Genomic DNA, 19,610 nt, shown 5'->3' with positions numbered 1-19,610 from the left:
CAATGAATTTAACAGGCATTATAGGTTATACGATAACCCCGTTTACAGAAAATAATAACGTCGATTTTAAGCAACTCGAAACAGTGATTGACACGTTACTTGATGCAAAAGTCGATGCAATCGCGGCTTTGGGAAGTGCAGGGGAAGCCGCTTATTTGAGTGAAGACGAGTGGGAGAGTGTGGCCAGTCATACTGTCAGCTATGTCGCAGGCAAAGTACCCGTGGTGGTTGGTATCGCTGAACTGACGACTGCACAAGCCGTGAAGCGTGCTAAATATGCTCACAAAATTGGCGCTGACGTCGTCATGTTGTCTCCTTTCTCTTATTATAAATTGAATGAAGATGAGATGTTTTTACACTATAAAAGTGTGTCAGATGCCACACCGCTTCCTATCATGATATACAACAACCCAGCGACTTGCGGTGTGGATATGTCTCCTCAGTTTATGCTAAAAATGGTAGATGGCATCGAAAATGCGCGCTGGATTAAAGAAAGCACCGGTGACATACAGCGCATGCATAAGATTTATAAATTATCAAAGGGGAGCGTGCCTTTCTTTAACGGCTGTAACCATATGGCTTTAGAGGCACTCAATGCAGGCGCAGTAGGCTGGTGTACTATCGCTCCGTGCCTGATTGGCGATCAACCAAAGCAATTGTTTGACGCGATCAAAAACAGCAATAACGAAAAAGCTAGAGAACTGTTTTATCAACAGTACGAGTTTTTAGAGTTTATTGTCCGATCAGGTTTGGCTGCTGCAGTGAAGGCTGGCATGTCTGCACAAGGTATCCAAGTCGGTCATCCTAGAAAGCCTTTGCTGCCTCTAACGCCCTTGAAGCAAGAAAAGCTGAAAAGCATGCTAATCGATTTAGGCTGTTTTTCTTAGGTTATTTACCGTTTAGGGTTCAGATGGGAGATATGCCCTAGTACTCGAAAAATCAGATCTTTTGTGTCAGTTATTTATGCTTTAACAGTCCGTAAATTTTGATGCATTAGGTCTGCTTATTCGAACTCACTCAATCATTTGACAAAGGATTGAACATGAAAAATGTCTTGGCTATTAGACATGTGCATTTTGAAGACCTTGGCGTGTTTGAGGAAGTACTCATAAACTCAAACTTCCACATCGAATATATCGATGCTGCTACTGTCGATTTCGATACGATAGACCCTCTATCTGCAGATTTATTGGTGGTTCTTGGTGCGCCAATTGGTGCTTTCGATGAGGATATTTACCCATTCCTCAAGTCAGAATTGGCATTTATTGACAAGCGCTTAAAAGCAAACAAGCCTTTATTGGGTATTTGTTTAGGCGCACAGCTCATTGCTCGATTACTGGGCGCTAACGTCGCCTCTATGGGTCGCAAAGAGATTGGGTTTGGTGCTATGCAAACTCATCACTCAACTGGCAATCCTCTTATAGGGCTGTCAGACATTCCTGTATTGCACTGGCATGGCGATCAGTTTGAGATTCCTCAAGGCTGTCGCTCTTTGGCAGCAACGGATATCTGCCCAAATCAAGCTTTTGCACGTGGGAATAATATATTGGCGCTACAGTTTCATATAGAAGCACGGCCAGATAATATTGAACAATGGCTCGTCGGCCATGCTCACGAGTTGAATAGCACGAATATCGATATTAAACAGATTCGCTATGAGGCTAAAAAATATGGAGTGGCGATCACTTCAGCAGCACAAAAAATATTTTTGAATTGGCTTAACGCCACTGAGTAGGTTGATGAAAAGATTGGTTAACAAGTTGGTTGAGCGGTTGTGATTGTGATGATGTAATACGGTATATTTTTTATCACGACCATACAACACAACGCCATGCAATATTTTGTAGTGAATGATTCATCAATCTAATGCTCAATAGAGTCTATTTAACATAATATACATTATGCGAAAACAAACCAACGGTTTGAGGTGATTTTGAATAAATATTCTGAACAGCATTAAAATCCTCTTTACTAACTTGTTCCAGTATTTTTATGCTAACGTCTAATCATACTTGATCACATATTTAAGGATATTTTTATGACAAGAGCATCTTTTTCAAAACTGTCCACTATTGGGATTTTAGCGCCAGTATTATTTATCACTGGTTGCCAATCTTTGGCGACAACATCTGATATTCATAACAGCGGTCATTCATCTGAAAGCCACGCTACACTGGAAAACAACCAACAGACGCTGATACAGCAAGCCACACATATTCAGCAAGCATTAGCGAGTCAAAACTATGCTGCTATCATTGATGATATTCATCCAACACGCGGCGTTCGGTTTTCGATGTACGCTTATGTGCGTCCAGAGACTGACAAAGTCTTTAGTCGTGAACAATATGCGCAGTATCTACAACAGTCCAAAATTCGCTTCACTTGGGGCGAAAAAGACGGCACTGGCGATCTATTAATCACGCCGCTACCAACATATTTAGATGCTTGGGTTGCAGCCAACAAGTTTAATAGTGTTACGCCTAGCAGCAATGACCTTAAGTCTCATGGCAATATGATTAATAACATAGACAACATATATCAAAAATCAGATGTTGTAGAGTTCTATCATAAAGGTACAGAAAAATACGCTGGAATGGACTGGCGCGCTCTACGCCTAGTATTTGATGAGTATCAAGGCAAGCGTTATCTGGTGGCGATTATTAATGACCAATGGACGGTTTAGAGTTTATAGAAACGATTGAATGACCACTTTTGTAAGGCGCGTTTAAAATGGAAGCCTACGCCATCTGATTATAAATACCATATATTCAAATATTGATATATATTTTGCAACTTATGTTACTTTGTTTTTGGTATAGTTTTTAATGACAAGCTTTTTTACTAGCCCTCTAACGACAGCATATTCATAATCAATTTAATCAAAGTCTCTTTTTGATTAGGGTCAGATTCAGCGACCAATAAGGTTAATGCCGCAAGCCCAGTATTATTGATGACCATGTCACCTTTATCATTCAGCAGTCGGTGATTACGGTGTAAAAAATCCACGAATAAAAAAGCGCCGCTGCGTTTATTACCATCAGTAAAAGGATGGTTTTTTACCATAAAGTACAGTAGATGTGCCGCTTTACTCTCGATAGTCAGATACGCAGGCTCACCAAAAACCGTTTGTTGTAAATTACCCAATACACTATCCAAACCATCACCACGAGGCTTGGCAAATAATTCAGTCGCCTCACCTCTATCTATCAGCTGTGTTTTCAAATCAGTTAGCGCTGCCAGGGCCTCAGCCGTACTGGGTAAGATACCACCATCTTGTCCTGTAGGACTATCCAGTAGACCTTCATCATAGCGCTGCAACCATAAAAACGTCTGCGTATAGCGGCTTATAATCTCAACCAGTCCGCGTCCTTCGTCGGTTTTAAGCTCGGGGCTTTGTGCGGTTTTTTTGATTAGTTTTAGCGCTTGTTGCAATTCAATAGAGTTTTTATCGAAGCGCTGTTGATTGAGCGTATAGCCTTGTACCAAGTATTCACGTAAGCGCTGCGTTGCCCAACGCCTAAATTGCACACCCTGAGGAGATTTTATGCGATAACCGACTGAGATAACCACATCTAGGTCATAAAAAGTCACCGGACGGTCTGAATTTGCAATATGCATTTTTTGCATATTGCTTTTTTCATCGATTTCTTCATCTCTTATGGCATTGGCGATATGACGAGAAACCACTGATTGGTCACGACCAAATAATTCGGTCATTTGTGCTTGTGACAACCAGACGGTTTCTTGCTCAAAACGTACATCTACTTGCGCCTTTCCATCAGCACTTTCATAGATTTCTACTTTTGCCATATCATCATTTATAGCGTTACTCATCTCAGCTTCCCCAATTCCAATATGCTGTTTTGAATACAGTTTACTGTCACAACCTCTATAAATATCACTCATAACGGCGTCTGACGAAAGAATTTCACCATAATCTCATAAATATCAGGATAAGCATCTATCAGTTTTTGCGGTGTTTCAAAAAACACTTCACTCAAAACTGCAAAAAACTCAGCAGGATTCGTCGCTCCATAACGATCTAGACCTGACTTACGATGTATCTGAAAGTCCTCAAAATCGCGGCTCATAATCTGTGTCCAGTTTGCAGGATCCATATCAGGCTGCATCGGTGGAAAGCCATTGGCACGGCCATTCATCATATCGAGTTTATGGACAAACTCATGAATGACAACGTTGTGTCCATCACGCTCACCTGAATGTTTGGCATCTTTCCATGAGAGAATGACAGGTCCTCGCAGCCATGCTTCCCCGCTACGGTGCTGAGTGCCTTCGTGGACGATACCAAACTCATCTACCGTGGTGCTATCGCTCTTGTACGAGCCAGGATAAATGATGATGGATGACCAGCCAGCATACCAATCGAGACTTAGGTTTAATATTGGCAGGCACGCTTGCAACGCAATAGACTGTCTGACAGCATTGGTAATCTCGAATCCTTGCGCACCAGTAAATGATTTATCAGCCAAAAACAATGTCGCGAGCTCAAATAAATGTATCATCTCGTCAACACTTAATCTGTCGAGTATCACAATACGTTTAGCAGCCTGCATCCAATCAGCATGGCTAAACTCGCTATTATCTAGTATGCGCTGCTCGCGCCAGCCTCTTATGATGCCAAACATACATGCCACCCCTATTCTTTTAATATTTCGCACACATTGGTATTACTGAATCTGAGTATTATATCGGTAATCAGCAATATGCCTTTATAAGTAATATATTGACATGTATGAGTAAAAAACGCTGCTCATAAATGAATTATTGAGCAGCGCAGACTTACATTCACACATCAAGATTTAAAATTGATATTGCAAGCCTAGTTGTACTGAGCTGTCTTTATCGTCACGTGCAAAGGTGGTATCACCATTCAGATACGCATAAACGTTTTTATGAACCTTGTTACTCACACTCAACTCAAAACGTCCATAATCGTCATCTTTATCTGTTTGGGTGATGCTAACCTCTCTTGTTTGACCATCAGCTAAAGACGTTGTCGATAAACCATCTATTAAACCATCTTCGAAAACATGCACGTAAGCGATTTTTCCTTGAAGTTTGGCAGGCGTACCCATCAAGTCAAAACCATACTGCAACTGATAACCAAGCTCTGAATCCCATGCCTCGCTAGAAGTGCTATCAACCTTTAGCGCAGTGCGAGAATCAGCATTGCCACTGGTATAACCATCTATGTCTGTATCACTGTAGTTCAGACCCAAAAATGCACCATGCGCGACGTTTTTCTTGATAAGAAAATTATAGCCAAGCTCATTGTATGCGCTCAACACATCAGCATCCGCATCACTGCGTTCGCTATTGTTGATGATGTTTATGCCGTCATTACCATCCAGTTTTACAGTTCTGTTAACGTCTAAGTCATGTTTAGATAAGCTCAGGGATGTGGTGTTCCACCAAGCCGTGTCTTTTCCGCCCAATAAAGAATATGCCTGAACACCGTAACTCGTATCTTTTTTAATACCGTTTTCGACGGTGTTATTGTTTTGATTGGCCGCTTGCACACCTGCGCCAACACGCCAGCTTGGCTGTACCATATATTCGCCATATAGACCAATATTGGCGCGAGTGCCCTCTTGTACCTCATTAGCATCCACGTAGCTTTGGGAGCCATCTACCCAAACCTGAGTACGCGAATCTGAATCAAAAGGCTCCGCATCATCGAGAGTATGTAACGCCAAAGCATTGGCTCGCTCAAGCACCGCTGAGTGCGAGTCGGTAGCATTGTCCTGTAAAGCTAAGCCCATCGTATTTTGAAGATTGAGCGCACTTTTGGTTGATGCAATGATATCAGCATTGGTTTGCTCCACAATCAACCTGCTGATGATACGAGAGTAGTCACGCATTCTTTGCGCTATGCGTTCTTCACCAAAGGCCGCAGTAAGCACTTCTTCGTTATCTAATGCAGGGTTATGCCACGTATAGCCGCCTGGAATATCTGGGTTTTCAGTTTGTGTGTAACCATCATAATCAGGCCCAAGGCCCCAGTTAGTAGCCTCAAATCCGACGACCTCCATGACACTATCAAAAGACTCCTGATCGCTACAGCATCCAACGCCATAAGGCTCGTATGGCGCTGTCTCACCTGGTGCAATAATGGCTGGATTGACTTCTAGTGTAATACCAAGCTCTTTAGCAATACGCAGTGCGTTTTCACGCAAACTCACATTGGCAGCCACTTCATTGCCGTCACTGTCATAAGCGTTTCGCCCTGCATTGGCGTACATTTTGTCGCCTGTAATCAGACTGTCTAGGTTAATCATGCCCAACGCTGTTGATTTTTCTGCGTCCGTTAGCTGATCAACAAACGCCTTTGAACCATTGAGACCGCCCTCCTCTGCACCAAATGCCACAAACTGGATATCATACTCTGTCTCAATGCCTGTCAGGTTTCTGGTCAACTCAGTTAAGACGCCAGACCCAGAAGCATTATCATCCAGTGCCTCTAAATTTGCATAGTTTGGATAGGCGACGGCAGAATCATAATGTGCACCGACAAATAGCGTTCTGTTGCTGTCAGCACTGCCTTTTTGAGTCACGACAACGTTATTACTCGTTAACGTTTGACCTCTGAATAAACCACGAGGCGCTAAAAAATCAAAAGTTTGACGATTGACTTGGTTGTTACTGCTATCGATTGTCATACGCTGCTGCATATAATCAGCAGCTTGGACTTCTTTATCTGAACCTGTATAACGACCAGCATAGTCACGGGCAAGCGTCAGCGCCGTTTCTGTACCATAATCACCGTACTTGGCTTCTGCAAATACTTGCGAGCCTGTAAGCAGTGTCAGCGCCGCAACCACTGAAATCTTAAGCGATGATAAGTTAGTATCCAAACTGCTTCTCCTTGGTTAAAGAACTGCAATCAATACTAAAAAATAACCTAAAGCAATGCAGTTTACAAGATAAAAGACTTATGTTTGTTAATTAACTTTTTAAGCAGAATGGTGGCTCATCGAAACGCTATCTACATAGCTATAATCAATACTTACGGATCGCTGTTTGATATTGATTTTCACCTCCATACTGCTGATTTATCGGCTCGTTTAGGAGTGCTTTACTAATGCTTAGCTTTAGTTATACCAATGGCATCCAACTGTACTTCTACCACTCGTAGCGCCATTGATTTCCAGTCCAAATTTATATCATCGGTAAACACCATGTGGTGACTGATACTCACGTACCCATGTACGATGGCCCAAATATCTAGCGCTATTTGTCTGCGCTCCTCAATAGTAGCACCATCTGGTAGATACGAACCCGCCACCCGTACCAGTTTCGAAAACGCACTGTCTCTAGCAGCAATGGCTTCTTCAGAGGGCTGATATCCTGCATCAGATTCCCCAAAAATTAGCCGATAGTGTGCCTCGTGGTGCTCGCCCACATTGAGATAACCCAAGCACGCTTCTAATACTTGCTCTTTACATGCTTTGCCCTCTGGAATCACATCCATGGCTTCACGGACTAAGTTAAATCCTTCTATGTACAGCGCGTCTAGTATGCCCTGCTTGCCTTGAAAGTGGCTATATATACCGATAGTGGATAGACCTGCGCGTTTAGAGATACCACGCACGCTTAAGGCATCCCCGCCTCCTTCTAAGAAAAGCGCTGATGCAGCATTTAATATTTTGGTTCTGGCATCCATTAGATTCTCACTAGGTCTTGACAATTATAACAGTGTTATTTTAGTATATAACACTGTTATGTACAAACAGTTATATAAGATTTATATGGATAAATTCAACTTAAGAGTAAGGATGCTATGAATACTCAACACCTAGAAACAGATTATCTAATCATTGGTAGTGGCGCGGTGGGTATGGCTTTTGCCGACGTGCTACTTACAGAGACAGATGCTAATATTATTATCGTCGATAAGCATCATAAGCCAGGTGGTCATTGGAACGATGCCTATTCGTTTGTCACACTGCATCAGCCTTCGTCTTTTTATGGTGTTAGCTCACGTGAGCTTTGCGGCGGTATGATTGATAAAATTGGTTTAAACAAAGGCTTGTCCGAGCTGGCATCAGGCGCAGAAGTCATGGCATACTTTGATAAAGTCATGAAGCATACGTTTTTACCAAGTGGCCGTGTGACATACTTCCCGATGTGTGAGTATCAAGGCGATGGTAAGTTTTCATCGTTACTGTCTGATACCCGCTATGAGGTCAAGGTCAATAAAAAAATCATTGATGGTACTTATTTCAAAACTTCAGTACCAGCAACCCATACCCCAAACTTCGAGATTGCTGAAGGTGTTAATTTTGGTCCATTAAATGACTTGCCGAGTCTAACCAAACCTCGTGATGGTTACGTCATTATAGGTGGTGGTAAAACAGGTATTGATGCAGTTTTATGGCTACTAGAGAATCAAATTGATCCAGACCACATTACATGGATTATGCCAAGAGACGCTTGGCTGATCGATCGTCAGAACACCCAGCCTTCTCGTGATTTTTTTGTGAACACTATAGGGGCGCAGGCTACTCAAGCAGAAGCGATTGCTGAAGCTGAAAACATCGAAGACCTTTTTAATCGTTTAGAAAAAGGCGGCGTATTGATGCGTATTGATCCAAATGTACGCCCGCAAATGTTCCATGGTGCCACCATTAGCAGTGAAGAGCTTAAGCAGTTACGCCGTGTTAAAAACATTGTGCGTAAAGGTCGTGTGACCCGTTTAGATACTGACAAGATTTATTTTGGTGATGACAGTATTGCTACTACCATCAATACCATGCACATCGACTGCTCAGCACGTGCAGTACCAGTGACAGAGACGTATGATGTATTCCAAGGTAATACTGTGGTGGTACAAACCGTACGTACCTATCAACCTGTATTTAGTGCGGCGTTCATCGCCCATATTGAAGCCAATTATGATGATGAAACTGTCAAAAATGAGTTGTGCCAAGTGGTCCCGATCCCAAATCATGATACAGACTTTCTGGTTGGGCTCGTTAAACAAATGAAAAACCAGATGCGTTGGTCAAAAGAGCCTGCGCTACGTGAATGGATGATTAACAATCGCTTAGACGGATTCACCAAATTGATACGAGCTAGCGAAGATACACCACCTGAAGAGCTTGCCATCCTTAAGCGTTTAAAAGAAGCAGGACCAAAAGCCGCTGCAAACATGCCCAAACTCATGGGTGAAATCATGCAAATAACGGCAGCACGTCAAGCCACCACCGCTAATACCTAAAAAGTAACTATTTAATAATAACTATTTAATAATAACTATCAAGAACAACTGTCAAGGAAGCGACTATGCAAGAATTTCAGACCAACAAGACAAACCTAACCCAAGCTCGCCTACAAGAGACGCCTATACACACTCTCGGTGATGGCGAAGTACGCGTCAAAGTTGATCGCTTTGCTTTTACCGCCAACAATATTACTTATGCAGTCATGGGTGACCAATTACGCTATTGGCAGTTTTTCCCGCCAAATGGCGATGAACCCGAAAAATGGGGCATTATTCCAGTCTGGGGCTTTGCCGATGTTGTTGAGTCCAATAGTGATGCGCTGCCCGTCGGTGAACGACTATTTGGCTATTTTCCGCCTGCCAGCGAATTAATTATTACCCCTAAGCGAGTCACCCAAACCAACTTGCTCGATGGTAGTGCCCATCGTGCCGAGCTGCCGCCTGGCTACAATATGTATCAGCGCGTTAACCACGAGCCGGGTTATGACCGTGCCAATGACAATCAGCGCATGCTATTGTTCGTATTGCACTTAACCTCATTCTGCTTGCATGATTTATTAAAGCGCAATGACTGGTTTGGTGCAGAGCAAGTGGTGATTATCAGTGCCTCTAGTAAGACAAGTACCGGCCTAGCATATGGCCTCACTGATGATAAGGACGCACCGCACGTTATCGGCCTCACCTCAAACCGTCATATAGATTTTGTTAATTCCATCGATGCTTATGACAGTGTGCTGAGCTATGACACGCTTGAGCAGATTGATGCGACCAAACCGACAGTCATCGTAGATATGTCAGCCAATACCGATGTACTTAGCCGTCTACATAGACACTTAGGCGATAACATGCGCTACACCAGCAATGTCGGTATCACGCATTGGGACGAACCACGTCATGTAGACGGTATCATTCAAGAACGTAGCCAGCAGTTTTTTGCGCCCAGCCATGTACAGCAATGCATGAAAGAATGGGGCCCTGAAGAATTTAATAAACGCTCTATGCGCTACGTCATGAACAGCACCGCAAAAACCAATGCATGGCTAAAAATTCAAGAGCTTGACGGGGTTAATGGCTTACTGGAGGTTTATGAAGACATTTGCGAGGGCAAAATAGCCGCTGATGAAGGTCTGATCGTGGTTATGTGATACATGCTCACCATCGTTAATATCAGCTGAATCAAGATATTAGTAATAAATAAAAAAGAGAGTTCAAAAGAGCTCTATTTTTTATTTTCGTAGTGTAGTAGGGTTTTAAACCAGATACCTGTTCTACTTATCCTTTCATGGCTCTAACGTGCCAAGCCTTGCTCTGTTAAGTACTCATGTAATCCTTCGGCGAACTGTCTGTAGCCTGCCGCATTGGCATGTATTTTATCAGATTTCAGCGCATCATCTGATAGCACAGTCGACCAACCATCAGAATATAGCGGTATGCCTTCAGCCTCCGCAATAGCTTAATACAGTGGATTATCACTGGCTTTTCCAAACAAGGCGCTGGTACTGAGATGCGGCTCAGCGATTAGGACAACATCAATATTTTTAGATTGCAAAGTATCAATAGTCGCGATGATATTAGCCCGCGTCGTATCAGGTGCAATGCGCTGCAATACATCATTGCCGCCCACACCCAATAGTACCAAATCAGGATTTTGCTCAGTGATCTCATTCACTCGAGTCAGTACATCTGCAGAAGTGTCACCATTGACACCCGCATTGATAACCCTCCATTTGCTGAGCTCTGCCAGTACCGTAGGATATGCTGTTTCAGTATTTGCTCCATAACCATAGGTCAGCGAGTCACCAAGTGCAATCACCGTACTGCCTGTAGGTAAAGCCGTTTGCATTGGTTCACTATCACAGCCTGTCATGCCAATAGCTGCAGCAAGTCCTATGCTTGCCAGCGCTAAAAATCTACCGTTTAGACTCATATCTGTTTCACTCCTATATTGTCAATAACTGAGCTAAATTTGTTTAAATAAATAGGTCAAGTTTGCTCAAAATCTATTATTTAACTTTTGTTGTATATCAATCAGTATACGTTGTATAGTTAATAAAGGAGATAGATTACCTGTTCAGCGCAATACTATTGCTACGCGGCTTAGCATAGACAGTGTATTCATCATAAAGTATAACTTTACCAAGAATACGTGAGGTTTTTATGAATAAAACAGCATCTCAAAGTCAGTCTACCGATAACACCCAAAACAAAGAAAGCTCTGAAAATCAAACCCAGAGTCAATCCATAAAAGCATCTGACTCCAATACCAAAAACTCTACTTCAAAAACAGTAAAAGACACTTTAGAAAAATCTGAGAAAAAAGCACAAAATAAAGCACAAAGCTTCGACGAGCTACAGATAAGCAAAGGTCAGTATCGCCCAGTGGCAAAGGCCGTTGGCAACTGGCTTGATAACATCAACATGGATGCCCTCAACTACCTCAACGAACAAGCCGAAAATATCTTTTATCGTAAAGGCGTCACCTTTACCGTCTATAGCGATGCCAAAAACATCGAGCGAATGATACCGTTTGACATTATCCCCCGAATTATCGCTGCCAGTGAGTGGCGACAGATAGAGGCTGGTTGTAAGCAGCGCATCACTGCCCTCAATGCATTCTTGCACGATATCTATCATGACCAAGCGATTATGAAGGCCGACATTGTGCCTGCCAGCTATGTCTATGCCAGCGGCTGCTATGAGCCTTGGATGATGGGTATTAAACTGGACAAACCAATCTACTCACACATCAGTGGCATCGATCTGATCCGTGATGAGTCTGGTAAGTTCTGTGTATTAGAGGATAATTTGCGTACCCCGTCTGGCGTCTCATACATGCTTGAGAGCCGTAAAATATCAGAGACGCTCTTGTCTGATATGTTTTCTGACACTCCTATTATGGGCATCAGCGATTACCCCAATCGTCTCAAAGCCTGTCTTGCCAGCTCAACGTCCAAATACGATCCACAAATCGTCATCTTGACACCTGGTCGCTTCAATAGTGCCTATTATGAACATGCTTTTTTAGCACACGAGATGAATGTGCCCCTAGTACATGGTTATGATTTGGTGGTTGAGGACAGTAAGGTATACATGCAGGGTATTCGTGGCAAGGTACAAGTCGATGTTATCTACCGACGCATTGATGACCCATATATCGATCCACTAGCCTTTCAATCTGACTCGATATTGGGTGTCTCAGGGCTGATGAGCGCCTATCGTGCTGGTAATGTCGTTATCGTGAATGCGCCAGGTACAGGCGTGGCTGATGATAAGAGCCTATATCCCTTTGTACCAGATATGATTAAATTCTATTTAAATGAAGAGCCTATCCTACCCAATATAGAAACCTATCAATGCCGTAAGCCTGACGAGCTCAAATACGTGCTTGATAATTTAGACAAGCTGGTCGTAAAAGAGACCCAAGGCTCAGGTGGCTACGGCATGCTCATTGGTCCAACCTCTACCAAAAAGGAGATTGAAGAGTATCGCCTGCGCCTACTTGAAAACCCAGCTGGTTTCATTGCTCAGCCGACTATCTCACTATCTACCAATCCTACTGCTGTCAGCGATGGCATTGCACCGCGCCACATTGATTTGCGTCCCTTTATACTAAGTCACGGCGATGGCTCGGTAGATATTGTGCCAGGTGGTTTGACTCGTGTGGCCATGGTTGAGGGCTCCTTAGTCGTCAATTCATCTCAAGGGGGCGGTATCAAGGACACGTGGGTCGTCGATGACAGTCACTTGCAGTCTTCGACCAAAAAACCAAACTGCAATGGTCAAGCTGGCAAATGCTCGCCTTTATCATCAGAGACCAATACCTCAGATCACGCCAACTATTATGATCGTGTACAGCCTCTAGAAGCAGGCTATGAGATGCTAGATGACGCACCAATGATTCTGCTACTCTCCACTGCCAGTTATCTAATATGGCTGGGCCGATACAGTGAGCGCCTGTATTACTATGATGATGTCATGAAAAAACTGGTCAAAGACGATCTCAAAAAATCACAGCTGAAGCACTTAATCGGCCATTTAGGTTTTGACGCGGATGCGGATGAATCGTTTAAGACCATGAAAGCGCAGATGCTGTCTGATTTGGAACGAAATATCATACCGAACATCGTTCAATCGATAGATGACAATGTACAGGAGGCAAAAGGCGTCATTGGTAAAGATACTGCTGAGTTATATAATTTGATTAAGCGGCTTTCAAGTGCTGGTACTTATCGTGCTGCGACCTTACAGCTACATGCATGTAACGCCGCTATGAAACAAGAGCACCCGACAGTGACTTGTTTCTGGCAATTAGGGCGTCATTTTGAGCAGCTTGAGCGAGCTGTGCTACTGGAAGAGGACTCAATAGAAGTCAGTCTTGAATTTAAGTACTGGATCAATGAGCTACCAGAGAACACGCGCTGGCGTGAGCTGACACGTCTGGCCAATCAGATGATTAGATCGAAGAAATTTAGTGATTTTGAGCTGATTAGCAAAGAGTTTAATATCATTTTGCGTCAAGGTGTCTAGCCGAAAAATGATGACAAGCGCTAATGATACAGTCAATTCGATAGGGTTTGAAAGCAAGGAAGGCACGTAAAGGCACGAACAATAGCAAACTAAGCGAGCCTGACACTGTATTCGATTTATATGGGATTGACCATACATATGAAATAAACAGAAAAATAGGAAGCTATCATGAAACTTCAAATCAGCCATCAAACCAATTACTACTACGGCGAGCTTGCACAGCGCAGTGTCCAGTATATACGCATGACTCCCATGCAGATGCCGCATCAAATTATTCATGAATGGGAGGTAATGCTCCCTAAAGTGGCGACCAATCAAAAGGATGGCTTTGGTAATGACTGGCTCACGCTAAGCCGTAATGAGGCGCATAATAATTTGCAAATGCAAGCGTCAGGTATCGTGGAGATTGATACAGAGACCCAACGTTTAGAGGATATGGCTCATGTCCCCTATCTGCTGTTTACCGTACAAACGCCATTGACCAAATGTTCACAAGAGATGCGTGAGTTTGCAGCGCCTTATCTAAAGAAACCCACGCATGACAGCCTAAAGGCGATGGCCAATGCCCTCATCATGAAAATGCCATTCGTAAAGGACGTGACCCATGTAGGTACGACAGCTGCTGAGTCTTTTGCGACGAGCGCTGGCGTGTGCCAAGATCATACTCATGTGTTTTTAGGCTGCTTACGTGATCAGCATATTCCAGCCCGCTATGTATCAGGCTATCTGTATGACGATACCGAAAACCACATGGCTAGTCATGCGTGGGCAGAAGTATGGTTAGATGGCTACTGGTATACCTTTGATATATCAAATCAGCTGTTTCAACCAAGCTCTCACGTCTACGTCGCTATTGGTAGAGACTACTTAGATACTGCCCCTGTACGCGGTGTACGTATGGGCGGCGGCTATGAGAATCTTTACAGTCAGGTACTGGTCACGCGTCTATCATAGCCTGATACCTTTTATGTTCACCACCAAGGATGTTTTATGACTTATTGTGCTGCCATTCGCCTAAAAGATGGTATGGTTTTCGCTAGTGACACTCGCACCAATGCAGGTGTCGATCATATCTCAACGTTTAGAAAGCTGTATCAGTATGGTATTGAGGGAGAACGCGTGATGGTGCTACAAACTGCTGGTAGTCTGGCCACATCGCAAGCGGTATTTACCAAGTTGCAGCATGATATTGACCAACGTTATGAAAGCAATCTCAATACTGTACTCACACTGTTTGATGCCGCACAAATGGTGGGTGAATGCATGCGTAATGTCATGAACCATGCCAAAACGGTGGCTAATGATGATAACGGTAGTCAATTTACCAGCTCATTTATGTTGGGTGGACAAATAAAAGGCCAGCCGCCCGAGTTATATATGATTTATCCCGAGGGCAATTGTATTAGGGCCACCAAAGACACGCCTTTTTTTCAACTGGGTGAAAGTAAATATGGCAAGCCAATTCTGGATCGGTCAGTCACATACGACACCGATATTCAGCATGCTGCGCGTGCATTAATGCTGTCATTTGATTCCACCATTCACTCCAACCTATCAGTAGGCATGCCGATAGATTTTGTCATTTATAAAAGTGACAGTTTAGAGACACCTGAAGGTCGTCGTATTGATGAGAATGATGAGTATTTCAATACCATTCGTCGGCAGTGGTCAAAGGCGCTACGCAATATATTGGTTGAGCTACCTGAGTATCCTGATAATTATTGGAATAAATAGCTCAGTATAAGAACACGCCATTTATATATCTTTTGCACTAAAAAAGCCCTTTGTCTAATGCAAAGGGCTTTTTTATTATCAACTAATAATCAGGCAATAAAAAACCGGAGTAACGCTGAATAAACAGCCCTACTCCGGTTTTGCCTTAAAGGCCTTGAATGCCATCATAATGATGTCGCACTCAATTGTTGTGTAATCTACCTCATGACCTGGTACATGGAAGACTCACTGGACTGCACCTAGATAAAGGCCCTAGTGCATTAGCTCAATCACGATTGCGTGATTGCGCCAGCGAGCTAATGACACTAGGGCCTTTATCTAGGTATTAGCAGGACTGAAACAGTCTTCCTTGGGTAAAATGTAATGGCTTGACTCGTGGACGACGCAACGTCGCCCCTCACCGTAAACGGTGAAACGCTAAATCTCACAACCCGTTAAGTGTGCCTCATAACAGTTAGTACTGTCAATACATAATTGACCACTTTCTTTGCTTGCGACAGTAGGTGTCGCAAGCTATTTATTTTGTGACAAAAGTCCTTGATGTTTTTTGTAAAACGCGGTTACATAGTAATCAAAATTTTACCGAAACATTCATTGTAAGCTGACAAAATAAAAATTAAGGCAAATTTCTATGAGTCTGTCCTTCGCACAAATTCAGCAAGCTTGGCACGCTCAAGACCCAAGCTTGGTTGATAAGTCATGTTTATTAGCAACACAAGTTGATGATGTTCCTGAGTCGCCCATCCCCGAGCACGAACTGACATTTGAGCGATTTTTGGACAAAATTTTAAGTCATCAGTTTCGGGAGCAAAACCCCAAAGTACAGTTTGTAGAGCGTGTGGCAATGATTGCCAAGCTTGAGGCAGACGAAGGCGTTTACCCTCTCCCTGATCGTTACAAAATCCATTTAATATTGACCGCACTTTGGGAAGATAGCAGCGCGTATTCTAGAACCATCTTAAAACAAGCCATTACAGCTTTGCCGGTCAGCTATGGTGTGTGGAAAGGATTGAAGCGCATTTATAAGCAAGCTGAATTTTCTCAAGATTATGAGATATTTGGACAAATTGCCGCCAAGATTGATTTACAACGCTTCAATCAAACCGCTGATTCTACGGTCAGCCTAGCTACCAAAACCTATATGAGCCTCAGAGCATGGCGTTATCTGCGGCAGTTGGGTCAGCAAATGCCAATTGGCTATATTGATGCTGCCGTCTCTGTACTCGCCAGCTATGACGAAACCATGACGGCTGGCAGCCCTGAACAAACGAGCAGCTGGGTGCTCAATCACATCTGCTTCCACAACAGCCTTGATTATGGCGTCAATCGATTCAGCAGTCGCTCACCTCGCAAGCTCTTTGATGCAAAAGGTCGTGCGTTTTCTGAAGCGTGGCAACGAGACCCTGAACCGCTTATCCAGCTATTGGCTATCGCCAAAAACGAGGCTGTCAGACAGTTTGCAACCGATAGCCTAAAGCACGACTTTAAGACCCAATTACGTGATGTGAGTGGTGAGACGCTACAATATTTATCTGCCGGACAAGCGCACAGCAAAGCGCGTGACGAGATGATTGTTTGGTTATTAGAAAATTCACCGCATTTTGAAAAGTCTAAATTTCAAACATTGGGCTTGCATCAAGTGGTGCTACAACTACTCCATTCACACTATCCTGCCGCTTATCAGTATGCGATTGGCTATGCCAAAAGCTACGCTCAGAACTTATCACTCACTGAGCTGATGCTACTGGCAATGTCAGATTATGAGCCTATTAGAAGCTTTGCCATCAACAATATCTTGAGTCGTGATCCTGTTTCTGATATCGGTGTCAACGGTTGGGGTCAGCTGTTAGACACAGAGCATCACTATCAAACCGCGAGCAAACAACTTAGCAAACACTTTACAAGGCGCGATTTAACCCCTGAGTGGTTTTTTGAACGATTGACTAGCGGTAGAACACACAGCGTAAAATTTGCCATAAAAAAACTGCCTGAGCTTTATAGCGCCAAAGAGCTAGGGACTGAATACTTTATTCGCGTTGCCCAGCAGCTAGATATACCAGAGCAACAGGACTTCTCTGCTCATAATGGCAGTTACTACAATAATAATGACTGTAATGACAGCGACTGCATGGACTTTGCGTTGGACCAGCTCAGACGTTTGGATTTGAGCCAAGTAAATGCGGCAGTATGGCAAACACTATTGTTACACCCATTATCGCAAGCGACTATTACCGATTGGTTTGATGAAGATGTACTGTCAGCAGCGACGCTTGATATGAGCTATTGGCATGCACTTGCCTATGAGCCTGATTGGCAAGTGAGTGAATATATTGAACAATTAAAATCTGCTGACACCCCTATTAAAAACTGGCAAAAGCATTTGGCCTTTGATGAATATCTAGCAGAAAACGTGAGGGATTGGCTGTCTGATGTGCGTCGGTTTGCGCCGATAGATTTAGGTTTTGACTGGTTAATGCAGTTAGCCCATAGCGAACAGGCGGTATACCGCGAATTTGCGATTGAACGCATTAACAAAGGATTCTTGCCTGTCGACTTTATCGCATATCTTGACAGTAATGAAGGCGCCTCTACTGACAACGCTTCCAGTAATGGCACTGACAATAAAGACTCGAGTAGCGACGCTGCTACTGAAGTAGATTTAACCGGCCAACGCTATTTATTCACAGGCAAGATGCAAAGCATGACTCGTGGCGAGGCCGAAAAAGTTGTGAAAGCGGCTAATGGTGCCATCAGTGGTGCTGTCAACGGCAAGTTAGATTACTTGGTCATCGGTGATGATGGTTCACCGTTATACGGTAATGGCCGTAAAGGTAGCAAGCAAGTTAAAGCCGAAAGCTTAATCGCCGATGGTGCGCCGCTAAAGATTATTTCCGAAACCGCATTTTTGCAGATGCTAAGCGGTCAATCGAGAGAGGTGTCTGAAGACGATACTTTTGCAGGTGCCAACGCCCTGTGGCATATGGCAACAGATGACGCTACTGCACCCATCAGTGAGCTTGCGATCAGCTACCTCAGTCATCATCATGAACAGATCTGTATGGCACTGACAGACAGACCAGTCGATCCCGATGCGATTATCCCTTCTTCGTTCTTTGATGCGGAACGTGTCATTCCTTTATTGCAACACCGTAATAGCCAGCTGCGAGAATTTGGCTTATTACTGAGTGAGTATGAAATGGCGACGTGGCAACCAACGCCAGCCCTATGGCTGATGATGGCAGAATCTCCCTATACGGATATCACTCAACTGCTAAAGCGTGCACTATTGGACAAGCCATCCGTTGCCAATCGACGTTACCACGTTCAGTCAGCACAATTGAATGCTGGCATGCTGAATGCGTTGATTGAAAGCAAAGCGCGAGTCGCTCGCCAAATCGGCATCACCTTGCTGCAGCGTCACGCCAACTTCCAAGATGTGCAGTCTCTATATCGATTGACCCAAAGCACAGACCGCGAAGTACGCTATGCCGCCGTGACCATGCTATGGAAACACTATAAGGCGCGTCACGTGTCTCCAAACTGGCAACCAAACACTACCGATAAAGATGCTGTACGTGACAAAGACAGCCGCGCACAACCAGTCATAACAGAGCAGTCAGATAAACGTTTGGCAAGCTTGCCTGCAGAGGTTGATCAATTATTAATGTTGCTACGCCGTGGTCTTTTTGAGCTACCGCCTGGCCGTCTAGGCGGTTCGCAAGAGCCAAGTGCTAGTGACAGCAGTAAGCAAAAACATCAACGCTATTCAGATAAAACCTCATCAGAGCAAACTGAGTCAGATAGCAATATCACGCTAAAACCTATATCTGCGAGTCGTGCCAAACTGGCATTGATTGAGACCTTTCGTGATGTGGCATTGGCTGACAGCACCTTTGCGGCGCTCATTATGCCCACACTGTTCACCTTTACGCACTCGGCAGGCAAGATGGAGCGTCATGCGTGTTTGGTTGCTGTCACACGGTTATTGCATCGCTATCCTGAGCTATCTAAAAATATGCAGCCAATGGCATCTGCTTGATGGCTTTTGCAAACAGATATAGATAAAAGATACTTAAAAAAATATGACGTCACCTCAACTGAGATA

General features: G+C 43.7%; 13 protein-coding genes and 1 pseudogene. 9 read left to right on the top strand and 5 right to left on the bottom strand.

Features of this window, described 5'->3' with window-relative positions; genetic code table 11:
* The first annotated feature begins 2 nt into the window (after nucleotides 1-2).
* From AAEY75_RS00245 to AAEY75_RS00235, 3 genes are all read left to right on the top strand, one after another.
* Nucleotides 3-887 carry a dihydrodipicolinate synthase family protein gene (locus tag AAEY75_RS00245; RefSeq protein WP_352257617.1) on the top strand — a complete coding sequence of 295 codons (885 nt, stop codon included), beginning with the start codon at nucleotides 3-5 and terminating at the stop codon, nucleotides 885-887.
* A gap of 155 nt (nucleotides 888-1,042) precedes the next feature.
* Complete coding sequence (locus tag AAEY75_RS00240; protein WP_352257615.1) at nucleotides 1,043-1,735, top strand: glutamine amidotransferase; 693 nt, start codon at nucleotides 1,043-1,045, stop codon at nucleotides 1,733-1,735.
* A gap of 303 nt (nucleotides 1,736-2,038) precedes the next feature.
* Nucleotides 2,039-2,683: a hypothetical protein gene (locus AAEY75_RS00235; protein ID WP_352257613.1), complete on the top strand. Its 645-nt coding sequence runs from the start codon at nucleotides 2,039-2,041 to the stop codon at nucleotides 2,681-2,683.
* A 158-nt stretch (nucleotides 2,684-2,841) separates the two neighbouring features.
* Here the strand turns inward: AAEY75_RS00235 and AAEY75_RS00230 are convergent, their stop codons facing one another.
* The 4 genes from AAEY75_RS00230 to AAEY75_RS00215 form a co-directional block, all read right to left on the bottom strand.
* Nucleotides 2,842-3,834, bottom strand: coding sequence for a virulence RhuM family protein/type II toxin-antitoxin system death-on-curing family toxin (locus AAEY75_RS00230; protein WP_197101132.1), 993 nt, complete (start codon nucleotides 3,832-3,834; stop codon nucleotides 2,842-2,844).
* A 68-nt stretch (nucleotides 3,835-3,902) separates the two neighbouring features.
* Nucleotides 3,903-4,646, bottom strand: coding sequence for a M90 family metallopeptidase (locus tag AAEY75_RS00225; protein ID WP_352257611.1), 744 nt, complete (start codon nucleotides 4,644-4,646; stop codon nucleotides 3,903-3,905).
* Nucleotides 4,647-4,820: 174 nt separating this feature from the next.
* The gene (locus AAEY75_RS00220; RefSeq protein ID WP_352257609.1) at nucleotides 4,821-6,875 is read right to left on the bottom strand and encodes an autotransporter domain-containing protein; all 2,055 of its coding nucleotides are present in this window, start codon (nucleotides 6,873-6,875) and stop codon (nucleotides 4,821-4,823) included.
* Between the two features lie 224 nt (nucleotides 6,876-7,099).
* On the bottom strand, nucleotides 7,100-7,684 hold the full coding sequence (locus AAEY75_RS00215) for a TetR/AcrR family transcriptional regulator (protein WP_197217272.1): 585 nt from the start codon (nucleotides 7,682-7,684) through the stop codon (nucleotides 7,100-7,102).
* A gap of 117 nt (nucleotides 7,685-7,801) precedes the next feature.
* Between AAEY75_RS00215 and AAEY75_RS00210 the strand changes: the two genes are divergently transcribed.
* Both AAEY75_RS00210 and AAEY75_RS00205 read left to right on the top strand, forming a co-directional pair.
* Nucleotides 7,802-9,241, top strand: coding sequence for an NAD(P)-binding protein (locus AAEY75_RS00210; RefSeq protein ID WP_197217273.1), 1,440 nt, complete (start codon nucleotides 7,802-7,804; stop codon nucleotides 9,239-9,241).
* 65 nt (nucleotides 9,242-9,306) lie between these two features.
* A complete protein-coding gene (locus AAEY75_RS00205) occupies nucleotides 9,307-10,389 on the top strand; it encodes a DUF2855 family protein (protein WP_197217274.1) in 1,083 nt (360 codons plus the stop codon).
* A 308-nt stretch (nucleotides 10,390-10,697) separates the two neighbouring features.
* On the opposite strand, the gene AAEY75_RS00200 is transcribed toward AAEY75_RS00205, so the two are convergent.
* A complete protein-coding gene (locus tag AAEY75_RS00200; protein WP_352257606.1) occupies nucleotides 10,698-11,171 on the bottom strand; it encodes a GDSL-type esterase/lipase family protein in 474 nt (157 codons plus the stop codon).
* A gap of 230 nt (nucleotides 11,172-11,401) precedes the next feature.
* Here AAEY75_RS00200 and AAEY75_RS00195 point away from each other — a divergent pair.
* The 4 genes and pseudogenes from AAEY75_RS00195 to AAEY75_RS00180 form a co-directional block, all read left to right on the top strand.
* A pseudogene (locus AAEY75_RS00195) lies at nucleotides 11,402-12,988 on the top strand (circularly permuted type 2 ATP-grasp protein); the annotation flags it as partial.
* Nucleotides 12,989-13,939: 951 nt separating this feature from the next.
* Nucleotides 13,940-14,725 carry a transglutaminase family protein gene (locus tag AAEY75_RS00190; protein WP_110923479.1) on the top strand — a complete coding sequence of 262 codons (786 nt, stop codon included), beginning with the start codon at nucleotides 13,940-13,942 and terminating at the stop codon, nucleotides 14,723-14,725.
* Between the two features lie 36 nt (nucleotides 14,726-14,761).
* Nucleotides 14,762-15,505, top strand: a complete 744-nt coding sequence (locus AAEY75_RS00185; RefSeq protein ID WP_110923480.1) for a proteasome-type protease — start codon at nucleotides 14,762-14,764, stop codon at nucleotides 15,503-15,505.
* Between the two features lie 631 nt (nucleotides 15,506-16,136).
* Nucleotides 16,137-19,544 (top strand): BRCT domain-containing protein, encoded by a 3,408-nt coding sequence (locus AAEY75_RS00180; RefSeq protein WP_352257603.1) that lies wholly within the window; start codon nucleotides 16,137-16,139, stop codon nucleotides 19,542-19,544.
* Nucleotides 19,545-19,610 lie beyond the last annotated feature (66 nt).

The organism is Psychrobacter sp. TB55-MNA-CIBAN-0194, from assembly GCF_040309505.1.
In the GTDB taxonomy this organism is placed as follows: Bacteria; Pseudomonadota; Gammaproteobacteria; order Pseudomonadales; family Moraxellaceae; genus Psychrobacter; species Psychrobacter fozii.
The sequence above is the reverse complement of the archived record's forward strand: the minus strand, read 5'-3'. Positions and strand labels throughout refer to the sequence as shown.